Here is a 14379-nt window from a genome sequence, read left to right as displayed (position 1 = left end):
TATATAGTATAGAGGATAATTATGGAATCAATTAAGAATAAAAATTTAACGATGATCCTAATTGGCGTGGGCATCGTTATTTTCATGTCTACTCTTGATAGTAGCATTGTCACAGTGGCACTGCCAGTTTTGAGTAAGGCATTGAATGCTAATATGAGTTTGATCAATTGGGTAGTGACGATGTACTTGATCGTGATGAGTACTACCTTGATGATTTTTGGAAAACTGGGCGACAAATATGGAAAAATCAAATTCTTCAAATGGGGAACAATAATATTCGTCGTTAGCTCAGCTTTGTGTGCTTTGTCAGTCAGTTGGTTGACTTTGATTATCTCGAGAAGTTTACAAGCTTTGGGAGCTGCAATGACTATGGCGACATCTAATGGAATCATTGTTGAAATTTTTCCAGATAATCGTCGTGGACAGGCTCTTGGTTTTATGGGATCGTTTGTTTCTTTGGGAGGAATCATTGGTCCAAGCATTGGTGGTATCCTTTTGAATTTTTTCCCTTGGCATATCATTTTTTGGTTAAATGTACCGATTGGTGCAGTCGCAATTTTTATTTTATTGAAATATTTACCAAGCAATTTGGATAAGAAATATCCTAGTGCTAGTTTTGATTTGTGGGGATCGCTATTTTTGATAGTGGGCTTCACTAGTATGTTTGTCGGTATTCTTTTGAGTCAACAACTGGGCTGGAATGATTGGCGTATTCTCAGTTTGACGATTGTTGGCTTGATTTTGATGGCGTTATTGTATCGTTATGAGACTAAGCAGGCTGAACCGATTTTACCAGTGACATTGTTTAAGAATAAATGGTTTACAGTTCAGTTGTTAGCTTGTTTCATGGTTTTCATTGTCGACTTCTTCTTTGATGTAATTGCACCGTTCTATCTTCAAAATGCAAGAGGATTCAGTCCACTATTCAGTGGTTTCTTCTTATTGATTTTTCCAGTGGTTCAATTATTCGTGGCTCCAATTTCAGGAAGCTTAGCCGATAAACATGATCCATTTAAAATTACATTAGCTGGTTTAGCTATTATCAGTTTTGGACAAATTTTTTACGTGATCAGTGGATTACATAATGCCGTGATAATTTTTGCTTTAGGTGCTGCTATGGCAGGTCTTGGTAATGGTTTGTTCCATTCGCCTAATAATGTTTTAGTAATGGATAATGTTGAGAAAAAAGATTACGGATCAGCCGGAAGTGTCTACAGTTTGGCAAGAACAGTGGGTATGGTAGTTGGTTCAGCGATGTCGACTACTTTGTTGTTTGGTTCGATGTCAATTATTAAAGGCGGTCGAGTGAAGTCATACTTACCGAGGGACCCACAATTATTTATTGATGGGATGCATTTTACCTTTGGCTTGTCCTGTGTGATCAGTGTGATTCTTTTGATAGGAATTTTTATCTGGCACCGTCGCGTTACTAGAAAATAGTCTTAAACTCTTTTTGAGAAAAATCTTCATCCTACTAAAAATTGACGATTTAGCGTTAGAATAGATTTAAAAGTTGGATTATCAAAATAGAGGAGTGCACAATCACATGCTATTACAACAAGTTAAAATTGAAAATCAAACACCACAAGATGTCAGAATTGAAGATGGTAAGTTTACTGAAATTGCTGACCATTTGACTCCTAAGGATAATGAAGAAGTCATTGTAGGACATGAAAAGCTGATGTTGCCACCATTTGTTGATCCCCATGTTCATTTAGATTCAGCCTTGACAGCGGGACAACCGGAATGGAATGAAAAGGGAATTTTATTTGACGGTATCAATATTTGGTCCAAACGTAAGGAAACTTTAACCTATCAAGATGTTAAAAAAAGAGCTATTTTAGCTTTGAAAATGCAAGCTAGTCATGGTGTGCAATTCGTCCGTTCCCATGTCGACGTCACTGATCCTAGTTTGAAAGCCTTAAAAGCTTTAATTGATGTGCGTGAAAGTGTTAAAGATTGGATGAACTTACAACTTGTTGCTTTCCCACAAGAAGGAATCCTTTCATACCCTAATGGTAAAGAGTTGATGGAGAAAGCTGTTGAATTAGGTGTCGATGTAGTTGGTGCGATTCCTCATTATGAATTTAATCGTGAGTACGCCGTCGAATCACTTCACGTTGCTTTTGATTTGGCCAAGAAGAATAATTTGCTCTTTGACGCTCATACAGACGAGATTGATGATCCTAGTTCTAGAAGTCTAGAGACACTGGCAACGTTAGCCTATGAGAGTGGTCTGGGAGAAAAAGTTACGGCATCCCATACAACCGCTATGGGTAGTTATAACGATGCTTACATGTATAAATTGATGCGTCTTTTAAAAATGTCGAATATGAATTTTGTTTCCAATCCATTAGTCAACATGTATTTGGGAGGTCGTTTCGATAATTATCCTAAGCGCCGTGGATTGACAAGAGTTAGCGAATTAAATGCCGAGGGAATCAATGTTGCCTTTGGCGAAGATGACTTGAAAGATCCTTGGTATCCGATGGGGAATGGCAATATGTTAGATGCTTTGTACGTCGGCTTGCATGCAACCCAAATGATGGGACACGAACAAATCATGAATTCGTATAAGTTTGTAACCACTAATGGTGCTAAAGTAATGCATATTGAAGATTATGGAATTGCTGTAGGAAAACCTGCTAGTTTTGTTCTTTTAAATGCACATAATTTCTATGATGCCCTTAATAAGCATTCAGATGTTTTGTTATCAGTTCATGATGGAAAAACAATCGGCAGTACCAAGCCATCTGAAACAGAATTGTATATTTAGGAAAATTAGATATAAAATAAGGGCAACCGTTAAGGTTGCTTTTTTTATAACAAAAAGGATGGAAATATGATATTAGAAAGATCCAATGCTATTAATTTAAATGACTTGCGGAATCAATTAGGTAATATTAATAATCGTCCCGATATTCAAGAGTTATCTAAGATACTTAGAATGTATCAACTTTACCAAGCCGGTCAAAAAGAAATCAGTACCAAACTAGAAAATTTAGATTCAGAATTTCAAGTAAATTATGCTTATAATCCTATTCACCATATGGAATCAAGAATGAAGAAAATCCAAAGCTTGGCCAAAAAGGCTGAGCGTAAAGGATCCGACTTTACTGTGGAAAGTATTGAAAAAAATATTCATGACATTGCTGGTATCAGAGTGATTACTAACTACATTGACGATATTTACAAAATCGAAGAGCTGTTGACGAGTCAAACAGATGTTACCCTTCTAAGAAGGAAGGACTATTTGAAACATCCTAAGGAAAGTGGTTATCGAAGTTTGCATATAGTAGTTCAAGTTCCCGTCTTCCAATCTAAAGGTCCAGTCAATGTGCCTGTTGAAATTCAAATTCGGACAGTTGGAATGGACATGTGGGCTAGTTTGGAACATAAATTACGTTATAAAACTAATAGCGACAGTAATTTAGTTGATAAGTATGGCAATCAATTGAAAGGTTACGCCGATGAATTGGAAGATATTGAAAGAGGCATGCAAGATATACATAAAAAACTTATTTAAGAAATAAAAAGAGCAAGACGAATATAGTCAGTTTTCGAGTATTAAAATAATGGACCAAAGCAATCGTACTTTGATTACCTTGGTCCATTATTTTTTTCAGAGAATATTGAATTAAACAGCTTGCTCTTGATCATTAGAATTCCAATCATCTTTGGATAAGGAGTAGGCCATAACGTTAATTTCGTCGTTGTCTTCTGGTAAAGTAATAGTTTCAATGATGCCTAGGCTATGCATTCCCATTTTTTCCATGACACGACCAGATCTAGGATTCAAGTGCGCATAGTGAGCTTCAATTCTATCAAGGTTTAATTCACTAAAACCGTAATCCATCATGGCACGACCAGCTTCTGCAACGTAACCATGACCCCAAGCGGCTTGATTAAGTGCATAAGTAAGAATGCCGACACCATCTTCAGGATGGAATTCATAGAAGCCAATTAATTTGTGTTGACTCTTTTCTTCGATTCCAAAAGTGTAGCCTAATTCATTTAAAAAATGGTCTTGAAAAAGTTTTTGGAAGTTTGAATCAGTTTTGACGTCACGATATCTCATGTATTTTACGACTTGAGGATCTAAAATAATGGATTTTAGTTCATCGTAATCTTTTTGAATAATTGGACGAATAATTAATCTAGCGGTTGTAATTTGACGCATATTTATATCTCCATAAATTAAAATTAGAAATAGAATAATAAACTTTTTGATTCTGATTGTAAATTATTTCGTACTGGAGAAATCTATTGACTTTTAAAATAGTCTGTATTAATATTGTTCGCATGCGAACGAATGGAGGAGCAAATGCTTAATTTCAAAGAAACGATTGCTTATAATGTTAGAGATTTGTCGGTACATATTTTCCGTTATATTCACAGCAACAATGAAAAAATGGATGGAAATAATCCATTCGACAATGGATCTAGGGATAGAATCTCTCGTTTGCAAGGGATGACAGCAGGATTTATTCATATGAATGAAGATCATCAAGTTATTCAAAAGGATTTAGAAAAGGGCTTGTCTATTAGTAAATCAACGGCTAGTGGTCTGGTTCAACGCATGGTTAAGAATGGCTTGGTTTATACGATGCCATCACCCGATGATGCTCGTGTAAAGTGTCTGTATTTAACCACTTATGCTAAGGATGTTATGAACGAAATCACTATTCAAGCTGAACAAACGGAAAAAGAATTACAACGTGGAATTTCTGATGAAGATTTGGCTACCTTCTTTAGGGTGCTCAAACAGATCAAGAAAAACGCTAAATAGTTTTTAATATAATAGTTCGCATGCGAACAACAGGAGGAATCAATGCTTAAATTATTTAAAAAATTGAATAAAAAAGAATATTTAATGATTCTTGCTAGTTTAATTTTTATTGTCGTACAAGTTGGATTAGAATTAGAAATTCCTAGTTATATGTCGACTATTACTGAAAAATTAGAACAACAAGGAACAACTGTTAATCAGATTTTAGAACCTGGGATGATGATGGTTCTTCTGTCTATTCTTAGTGCCATAGCCTTAATCTTAGTTGGTTATTTTGCGGCTCACGTAGCAGCTGGTTTTACGGCACGATTAAGAAGTGAAATTTTTAATAAAGTTATGGACTATTCAACACAGGATATTAAAAAGTTCTCTGTCTCCAGCTTATTAACTCGTTCAACCAATGACTTGACACAGTTACAACAATTTATTGCGATGGGCTTGCAAGTTATTATTAAAGCACCAATTACAGCTATTTGGGCTATTACAAAGATTGCTAACAAGGGTTGGCAATGGACGACTGCAACAGGTATAGCGGTGGTAGTCTTAATTATTATGCTGAGTTTTATTTTGTTAATGGTTCAACCTAAGTTCAAAAAAGTTCAAAGTTTAACCGATCGCTTGAATTTAGTAACTAGAGAGAATTTATCAGGTATCAGAGTGGTTCACGCTTATAATGCTGAGGATTACCAAAATGATAAATTCAACAAAGCTAATAAGGATTTAACTGAGACTAATTTGTTTGCTAATCGTGTATTAGCCTTGATGAATCCCGGAATGAGCTTTATCTCAAGTACCTTGACTTTATCAGTATATGGAATTGGAGCAATTATTATCAATCAGGCAACAGCTCGTGCAACAAGATTGACATTATTTAGCAATATGATTGTTTTCTCTTCCTACGCTATGCAAGTAATTTTAGGATTCTTACTCCTATCAATTATTTTTATTTTGTTACCACGTGTGACAGTTTCAGTTGGAAGAATCAATCAAGTTTTAGATGTTGAGCCTTCGATTAGTAGTCCAAGTAAGCATCAAGCAACTAAAGGAGCGGGAACAATTGAATTTAAAAATGTTAGTTTCAGATATCCCCAAGCTGAGGCGGACGCAGTTCATAATTTGAGTTTTCAAGCTAAACAAGGACAGACGATTGCCATTATTGGATCAACAGGTAGTGGTAAATCCAGCGTTATGAATTTGATCCCTCACCTTTATGATGTTACTAAAGGTCAAGTCTTGATAGATGGCGTTGATGTTAAAGATTATTCGACTGCTGAATTGAACGATCGTTTAGGATATATTCCTCAGAAAGCCGTCTTATTCAGTGGCTCAATTCGTTCGAACATTTCCTTTGGTGAAACAGATAAACAAGCTTCTCAAAACGATCAGGATATTTATCAAGCGTTGGAAATCGCTCAATCAAGGGATTTTGTTGACCAAAAGCAACATAAATTGGATAGTGAAGTTGCTCAACATGGTGATAACTTCTCGGGTGGTCAAAAACAAAGATTGGCAATTGCCAGAGCGATTGCTCGAAAGCCGGAAATACTTCTTTTCGATGATTCTTTCTCAGCTTTGGATTATGAGACGGATCGTAAGTTGCGTGGTGCTTTGAAAACAAAGGCTGCCCAGACTACAAAAGTCATTGTGGCACAAAGGATCAGTACAATTATGGATGCTGATCAAATTATTGTTTTAGATAATGGGAAAGTCGCTGGTCAAGGAACACATAGCGAATTATTAAAGAACAATGAGGTTTACCAAGAAATCGCTTATTCACAATTGTCAAAGGAGGAACTTGCCTAATGAAAGTAATTGAGGGTATTAAGAAATATGGTTTGGAATACATTAAACCGTTAATTCTAGCAATTATTTTTGCGATGGCGGGAAGTATTTTTACAATTGTAGGTCCAAGCCAATTAAGTAAAATTACTGATTTAATCAGTAAGGGACTCTTTACTACGATTAATCTTCAAGATGTAATGCGAATTGTTATAATCCTAGCAATTATCTATGTGGCAGCAGCAGTTATGTCATATGGACAAGGTTTCATTATGGCTACCATTACCCAGAAGTTTACTCAAAAGTTAAGAACTAAGATTACTGAAAAAATTAATCATCTTCCATTGCAGTATTTTGATACTCATAATGAAGGGGATACTTTAAGTCGAGTTACTAATGATTTGGATACAGTTGGTCAATCCTTGAACCAAAGTTTGGGCCTGCTTGTTTCAGCGGTAACCTTATTGATAGGTAGCATTATAATGATGTTTACAACTAATGTTACTTTAGGATTTACAGCTGTTCTATCTGTTTTATTAGGATTTGTTTTAACAATCTTCTTAATTTCGAAATCACAACGTTACTTTTACAATCAACAGAATAAGTTAGCTGATGTGTCGGGATATTTAGAAGAGGTTTATGCAGGTCACGATGTAGTAAAGACATACAATTATACTAATGAGGCTAGAACAGAATTTGAAGAAATGAATGATGATTTGCAATCTAATGTATGGAAATCGCAGTTCTTATCCGGAATCATGCAACCATTGATGACCTTTATTGGTAATTTTGGTTACGTAATGGTGAGTGTTATCGGAGCAGTTTTAGTGCTAAATGGTCAAATAACAATTGGTGTAATTGTTGCTTTCATGATTTACGTACGACTCTTTACGCAACCATTGACACAGATTACACAGGCATTTACTAGTTTACAATCAGCGCAAGCCGCTATGAAACGAGTTTTTACTTTCCTTGGGGAAAAAGAAGTTGCGTCAGATGACAATAAGCAAAGCTTGGTTGGGACCAAAGGAAATGTTGAATTTGATAACGTTGAATTTGGATATCTTCCTGGTCAAAAAATCATTAAGAACTTTACAATGAAAGCTAAGGCTGGTCAAAAAATAGCTATTGTTGGTCCAACTGGTTCAGGTAAAACGACAACAGTTAATTTGTTAATGAGATTCTACGATTTGAATGCTGGTAAAATCAAAATTGACGGTGTCAATATTGAGGATATGAAACGATCCGATGTGAGAAATCAATTTGACATGGTGCTCCAAGATGCTTGGTTGTTTGAAGATACGGTTAAAAACAATTTAATCTATAATCAAACCGGTGTAACGGACGAACAAATCAAAGAAGCCACCAAAGCTGTGGACTTAGATCATTTTATTGAAACTCTTCCTAAGGGCTATGATACGGTCTTAGATGATTCAGTTAGCCTATCGGTTGGACAAAAGCAGCTATTGACTATTGCACGAGCTTTGATTAGAAATAAACCGATGTTGATATTGGATGAAGCAACTAGTTCGGTCGATACAAGAACCGAAGAACAGATTCAAAAGGCTATGGATATTTTGATGAAGAATAGAACCTCCTTTGTAATTGCGCATAGATTATCTACAATCAAAAATGCCGATTTAATTCTGGTAGTTAAAGATGGTGAGATAATTGAACGAGGAACTCATGATGAATTGATGCATGAAAATGGTTTCTACGAAGAAATGTATAATAGTCAATTTCAAAAATAAAGTAGATTATAAAATACCCCTAAACTTGAAAATGAGTGGAGGGTATTTTTGCTATATTTCGAAAAATTAAAATTATATAAATAAAAGTATTATAAATGACATTTTATTTTTACAAATGGGCTATTATCAATAACGCAGTAATATCGGTAAGAATTAGCTGATTTTAAAAATCTGTATGGGTCCAAACCAATTGACAGTTGTCTAAACATATTATAAAATTGCTTGGTTAAGTGAGGTTTATACAAGACTGAGGAGTACTGCAAAAATGAAAGAATGGCAAAAAGAAACTGTGTATCAAATCTATCCACGCAGTTTTCAAGATTCTAATGGAGATGGTATCGGTGACATCAATGGTATTATTTCACGTTTAGATTATTTACAAAATTTAGGCATTGGCTTGATTTGGTTAACGCCAATGTACGTTTCCCCGGGAAATGATAATGGTTATGACATTGCTGATTATTATCAAATTGATCCCGTCTTTGGAACGATAGACGACTTTGAACGCTTATTAAATGAAGCACATAAACGAGATATCAAAATAATCATGGATATGGTCTTAAATCATACTTCTAATGAAAATCACTGGTTTAAGGAAGCCTTGAAATCTAAGGATAATCCTTATCATGATTATTATATTTGGAAAGATCCAGTTGATGGACATGAACCTAATAATTGGGTTTCCAAATTTAGCGGTAGTGCCTGGAAATATGTACCTGAATTAGACCAATATTATTTACATTTGTATGACGTAACTATGCCCGATTTAAATTGGCGTAATCCTAAATTACGTAATGAAATCTTCAAAATGTTGAAGTTTTGGGCCAATAAGGGGATTGACGGTTTTAGATTAGATGTTATCAACAATATTTCTAAAGCTAAAGACATGCCTAATGATACTTTCGCTACACCTCTAGATGACGGACGTAACTTCTATACCAATGGTCCTCACGTACATGAATATATTCATGAAATGTATGAAAAAGTATTTGGACCTAATAAGTTCGTGACAGTTGGGGAATTGTCATCAACTCCTGTTTCTGAAGCTGTAAAGTACACTAATCCAAAACGTCAAGAATTATCAATGGCTTTTACCTTCCATCACGTAAAAGTTGACTATACCAATGGTAATAAATGGACCTTGGGTCATTATAAACTGACAGATCTAACAAGCATTTTAAGTAAATGGCAAGTTCAAATGAATCGTCAAGGTGGCTGGAACGCTCTTTTCTGGAATAATCATGATCAACCACGAGCAATTTCTCGATTTACCAATGATGAAAAGTATCGGGATCAGTCAGCTAAGCTGTTAGCAATGGTCGAATTTGGTTTGCAAGGAACACCTTACATTTATCAAGGTGACGAGATTGCGATGAAGAACGCTTATTTCACTGATATTAGTCAATACAATGACCACGAGTCGATCAATGCGTATAATGAATTGATTGACAATGGTATTGATAAAGAATTAGCCATTATGATTCTGCAACAGAAATCACGCGAGAATGCACGGTTGCCAATGCAATGGAACTCTAGTAAATACTACGGTTTCACGACTGGACAGCCTTGGTTAAAGCCACTGCACCATGATGATTATTCAGTTGAAAAAGTTTTAAATATGAAAGACAATGTTTTTAATTTCTATAAAGCATTGATATTTTTGCGTAAGCATAAAGCGGTTCTAGTTGACGGCGAATATAAATTATTAGATGCTAACGATAATAGTGTTTATAGTTATGAAAGATCTAACAATAATTCTAAGATAATTGTAATGGCTAATTTTACTGCTCAAGAGCAAAAACGTAAGCTAGCTGAAGGTTTTAATTTAATTTTGGGGAATTATGAAAACCTACAGTCAAATGAAGATACAGTAACTTTACGTCCATATGAATCAGTTATGTTTGGGAAAAAGTTTTAGATAAATGAGGTTTATTGCACGAGTGCAATTTGAATTGAGGAGAAATTATGCCAAAAAATTTATATTCAGATATATACCATATACTGAAAGGTAAGATTGACAGTGAGGTTTATCCACCTAAAACAATTTTACCTGGTGAAGAAGAATTATCGCAACGATTCAGCGTGACTAGGAATACGATTCGTCGCGCTTTGAAAAAATTACAGTCCGAAGGATTAGTTTATACGGTTAAGGGACGTGGAGTAGTTGTTCTTGAGCCAGTTTCCGATAATCGAATGGTTTTTTCAGCTGCGAACCACTATGGATTTCAAGATTTAATGAGTTTTCCGCAGAATAAGTCGATCAAAGAACTAGCAACTAAAGTATTAGTCTTTGAAGAGGTAGAAATTGATAAAGAATTATCAAAACATACCTCATTTAGCTATGGCGACATTGCCTATCATGTGGAAAGACTACGGATGGTCAATGGTAAAGCTATGGCTTTGGACACAAGTTATTTTCGTAAAGATAGTATGCCTAATTTACAAGAAGAAAATGCTGAACATTCAATTTACGAATACATTCGTGAGGAGAATCTGTTCAAGATTGCAGCTGCTCGTTCAGTGGCGACAGTTGAAACAGCTTCCAAAGAAGTTACTCGTTTATTAGATTTGAAAAAAGCTAATTGTGTTGGAGTATTGAAAAAATACGTTTATACTGATTTGGGTAATTTATTCGAATCAACTGAAACAAAGTATATTCCTAATAATTTTTCATTAGTAGGATTTGAATCATATTAAAAACACCATAAAAGCCTAGTATGAAAACCATTAACGGTTTTCATACTAGGCTTTTTAATATACTAGAAAGTATCTGTATAATTTCTTTAGAATTTAATAATTTGATTGAAGATGAAATTGTCAGGAATAAAATGTGATTCGGTATATTCGAATTGTTTACCGTCATCATTGAAAGCAAAACTGATCATATTGCCAACACAGTTATTGATTCCAAGATTCAAATGAGCATGATCAATTTGATCAGCATGCTCAATTCTTAATTGACGTTTGACAACGGCAATTTTCATTTGCAAGTCTTTTTTTATATAATCATAGATTGAATCCTTAGCAATTTCAGGAGTTATTCCAGGAACAATTTGAGCATTGAAGTAATTAATATCGAGGACAGCATTTTTGTTGTTAATACGTCTGACACGTTGGATAGCATAGATGGGGACTCCCACTGCAAAGGAAGTTTTATGATGTAATTTTTCGTCGACAATCACTTGTTGAAAATCGGCAATAATTGTTTTTCGATCAATTGCTTGATCAGAATTAAGTGAATGAAGACCATCAATTTCTTCTAGGCTTAGATTGATCTCTTTGGTTTTGGGCGTCTGCTCTAAAACGACAACCCCTTTACCTTTAACACTATAAACTAAGCCATCATTGGCCAATTTCTTGATTGCCTTTCTAATGGCGTAGCGACTAATATTAAACTCTTCGATCAGTGCGTCCTCAGTCGGTAAACGCATCTTTATATTATAATAGCCATCAATGACTCGCTGTTTTAAGACTGTATAAATATCTTTCTTAGTAGTTTCAACCATTTGTATGTCTCCAATAAATAAAATCAATATGCACTATTTATTTTACATTATATTAAAAACCATTTACATAATTATCATGAAATATATTTCAGATCATGCGCTTTCTAATTAGTTGTTCCTCTACAAACTTAGCAACCAATTTACCTCCTGTAGCGGAGAAATGAACATGGTCGCCACAATCAAACTCTGGCTTCAAGCGACCATTTGTACCAACTAAATTTGCTACATCAATGATATGAGGCATTTTAAGTAATTCGTGATTAACCGTTAGGCGAATAGTCTCTTTTTGTTCGGACCAGCCATCGACACCGCCATTGATATTACCTTTGGGTGGGGTAATCGTCATGGGTACGAAAGTAATATCGTGTTTTTTACATTTCTTTTTGAGAGAGAAAACGGCTTTAATTAGAGCGTAAGCGTTAGGTAACTCACTGATAGGTGATCCAGTACCAGGATGTAATAAATCGTTGACGCCTTCCATGAAAATTACGATATTTGGCTGGAAGTCAGCAATCATGTGATCAAAACGAGTGAAACCGGCTTCACCAAAACTTGTCGACCATTGAGAAGTGCTGTGACCAGGATGAAGGATTCGATTTCCGGAAAGTCCGTAGTTAGCGGTCATACATCCAAATTTAGTTTCCAAATCATATGCTAAAGGACCACTGTAATTACCTTGATTAGTCAGTGAATCACCAAAAAAAGCAATCCGCTTGTATTCTTGTTCAGTTTGAACTTGAATTGCTGAAACACCAAAAAAATATTTAGCCGCTTGAGGTGTGGTATCCTCAGTTTTGATTAGGGTATTGGAAATGGTCAGTCCCAAAGTATGAATCGTTTCATTAGGAGAAGCTATGTCGATTGATAAAAAAGAATTACCGTTCATTTCTAGATCAATCCAGTCCGACCATTCTAATAGCCGAGGTTCAATTTCAAATGATGTCTGTTGATTGAAGGTGACCGCTTTTTTGTCTGTTGAATTATTATAAATTTCTAGGTGGTCAATTTTTAAGGGAGATTCATCATACAAGTTATTTAATTGTAGACGAATTTTGTGACCTGCTAGCGGTTGGAAAATCTCTAAATGTTGATGACCAGTTTTATTAATATTTTCTAGATTATCGTAGTTGGTAAAATTATGTTTCCATGTGGTAGTTTCAATCATGATAATTCCTTCTTTTTTATTTTCCTTTATATAATATAATATCATGTTTAAACAATTATAGTTATATTAAAAGTTGAATTTTCTAGTGGTATAGACGAATGATTAGACTTATATTGAACGTGCGTTATAATTACCTATAATGCAAGTAGATATTTGTTATAACAAATGTTGAAAAAAGTGATTTTATCGGAGGCAGGTACATGAAAGAGACGCCCAAATATGTGATTGTGGCGAATCGGTTAAGACAACAGATTTTGGAAAAACAATACCAGATAAATGAGCAGTTGCCTCAAGAAACAGCTATTGCCAAATCTTTAAACGTCAGTCGTATCACGGTTCGGAAAGCTTTAGATATTTTAGTGAATGAAGACTTAATTTATCGGATCCAAGGATCAGGTACTTTTGTAAAGGATAACCAACCAGGAGAAAATATTCAAAGCAAACGTGCTTTGGAAATTTTTGATTTTGATAAATATCAGGTTAAATTAATCAATTTCGGTGTCAGTAAGCCTAGTCAAACAGTAATGGAACAGATGAATATCAATCAATTTGATTTAACTTATGAAATTGAACGTTTGATTATGGATGGTGAAAAGATAATTGCCTTACAAAACATTTTTATGCCAGTGAAAATAATTCAAGGAATGCAGATGGATTCATTGATGGGATCAATTTATGAGTTCATTGAAAAAGAATTAGACTTGGGAGTGGATAGTGCTATTAGAACTATCTCTTCAGAAATATCGAATGATGAAACATCGAGATTATTGGATTTAGCAAAGCCAGAACCGCTGTTAACAGTGGAACAACGTTCGTTTCTGGATAATGGGCAAATATTTGAATATGCTTATACTTATATTCGTTCATCTCAATTTTCTTTACACGAATCAATTTAAAAAAAATATGAAGGTACAAATTTGCGAAAGCAGATTTGTATTTTTTTTTGAATAAAATTGATTGATATTACTTGGTTTGAGCGTTTCAATCAATAATTTGTTATAACAAATTTATAATTGGTATTGACTTCAAAAGTATACGCATTTATACTGAAAGCGTTAACAAATGAAGGGGGTTTCATTATGAAACAATTAAAGATAGCAATCTTCTGTAGTGGAGGATTTTCAACAAGTTTAATTGGATCTAAGATGCAAAAAGTCTATGACGAAAAGGGAGAAGACGTAAAAGTTGATGCTTATGACTTCGGAATGGTTGATGAGGTCGGGGATGATGTAGATGTTATTTTGCTAGCTCCACAGATTGGTTGGGCTTACGATCAAACCGTTGCAGCTCATCCAAACACCAAGGTTATCCTTTTGACTATGCAACAATTTGGAAGTATGGACGGACAAGTTCTTGTAGACGTATTAAAAGAGAAGGGAATTGGCTAAA

13 protein-coding genes are annotated in these 14379 nt (G+C 34.8%); 10 read left to right on the top strand and 3 right to left on the bottom strand.

Annotated elements, in window-relative coordinates:
- The first annotated feature begins 21 nt into the window (after window positions 1-21).
- The 3 genes from LA20249_RS06745 to LA20249_RS06735 all read left to right on the top strand — a co-directional run bounded on the left by LA20249_RS06745 (window position 22) and on the right by LA20249_RS06735 (window position 3526).
- Window positions 22-1440 carry an MFS transporter gene (locus LA20249_RS06745; RefSeq protein WP_057738234.1) on the top strand — a complete coding sequence of 473 codons (1419 nt, stop codon included), beginning with the start codon at window positions 22-24 and terminating at the stop codon, window positions 1438-1440.
- 106 nt (window positions 1441-1546) lie between these two features.
- Window positions 1547-2776 (top strand): cytosine deaminase, encoded by a 1230-nt coding sequence (codA, locus tag LA20249_RS06740; protein ID WP_057738236.1) that lies wholly within the window; start codon window positions 1547-1549, stop codon window positions 2774-2776.
- Window positions 2777-2842: 66 nt separating this feature from the next.
- Window positions 2843-3526, top strand: coding sequence for a GTP pyrophosphokinase (locus LA20249_RS06735; RefSeq protein WP_057738238.1), 684 nt, complete (start codon window positions 2843-2845; stop codon window positions 3524-3526).
- 111 nt (window positions 3527-3637) lie between these two features.
- Here LA20249_RS06735 and LA20249_RS06730 read toward each other — a convergent pair whose 3' ends face one another.
- A complete protein-coding gene (locus tag LA20249_RS06730; protein WP_057738240.1) occupies window positions 3638-4180 on the bottom strand; it encodes a GNAT family N-acetyltransferase in 543 nt (180 codons plus the stop codon).
- Window positions 4181-4324: 144 nt separating this feature from the next.
- On the opposite strand from LA20249_RS06730, the gene LA20249_RS06725 reads away from it, so the two are divergent.
- From LA20249_RS06725 to LA20249_RS06705, 5 genes are all read left to right on the top strand, one after another.
- Window positions 4325-4789 carry a MarR family winged helix-turn-helix transcriptional regulator gene (locus LA20249_RS06725; RefSeq protein WP_057738242.1) on the top strand — a complete coding sequence of 155 codons (465 nt, stop codon included), beginning with the start codon at window positions 4325-4327 and terminating at the stop codon, window positions 4787-4789.
- 42 nt (window positions 4790-4831) lie between these two features.
- Window positions 4832-6592 (top strand): ABC transporter ATP-binding protein, encoded by a 1761-nt coding sequence (locus tag LA20249_RS06720; RefSeq protein WP_057738244.1) that lies wholly within the window; start codon window positions 4832-4834, stop codon window positions 6590-6592.
- Window positions 6592-8319 (top strand): ABC transporter ATP-binding protein, encoded by a 1728-nt coding sequence (locus tag LA20249_RS06715; protein WP_057738246.1) that lies wholly within the window; start codon window positions 6592-6594, stop codon window positions 8317-8319. The genes LA20249_RS06720 and LA20249_RS06715 overlap by 1 nt, the downstream gene beginning before the upstream one ends.
- A gap of 265 nt (window positions 8320-8584) precedes the next feature.
- Window positions 8585-10237 carry an alpha,alpha-phosphotrehalase gene (locus tag LA20249_RS06710; protein ID WP_057738248.1) on the top strand — a complete coding sequence of 551 codons (1653 nt, stop codon included), beginning with the start codon at window positions 8585-8587 and terminating at the stop codon, window positions 10235-10237.
- A 47-nt stretch (window positions 10238-10284) separates the two neighbouring features.
- Window positions 10285-11016, top strand: coding sequence for a GntR family transcriptional regulator (locus tag LA20249_RS06705; protein WP_057738250.1), 732 nt, complete (start codon window positions 10285-10287; stop codon window positions 11014-11016).
- A gap of 86 nt (window positions 11017-11102) precedes the next feature.
- Here the strand turns inward: LA20249_RS06705 and LA20249_RS06700 are convergent, their stop codons facing one another.
- Complete coding sequence (locus LA20249_RS06700) at window positions 11103-11825, bottom strand: UTRA domain-containing protein (protein ID WP_057738252.1); 723 nt, start codon at window positions 11823-11825, stop codon at window positions 11103-11105.
- An 88-nt stretch (window positions 11826-11913) separates the two neighbouring features.
- Window positions 11914-12990, bottom strand: a complete 1077-nt coding sequence (locus LA20249_RS06695; protein ID WP_057738254.1) for a GDSL-type esterase/lipase family protein — start codon at window positions 12988-12990, stop codon at window positions 11914-11916.
- A gap of 200 nt (window positions 12991-13190) precedes the next feature.
- Between LA20249_RS06695 and LA20249_RS06690 the strand changes: the two genes are divergently transcribed.
- The gene (locus LA20249_RS06690; protein WP_057738256.1) at window positions 13191-13886 is read left to right on the top strand and encodes a GntR family transcriptional regulator; all 696 of its coding nucleotides are present in this window, start codon (window positions 13191-13193) and stop codon (window positions 13884-13886) included.
- A 183-nt stretch (window positions 13887-14069) separates the two neighbouring features.
- Window positions 14070-14378 (top strand): PTS sugar transporter subunit IIB, encoded by a 309-nt coding sequence (locus LA20249_RS06685; protein ID WP_057738258.1) that lies wholly within the window; start codon window positions 14070-14072, stop codon window positions 14376-14378.
- The last annotated feature ends 1 nt before the right edge of the window (window position 14379 follow it).

This window comes from Companilactobacillus alimentarius DSM 20249, from assembly GCF_002849895.1.
Lineage (GTDB): Bacteria > Bacillota > Bacilli > Lactobacillales > Lactobacillaceae > Companilactobacillus > Companilactobacillus alimentarius.
This window is presented reverse-complemented; position numbering and strand designations above follow the sequence as displayed.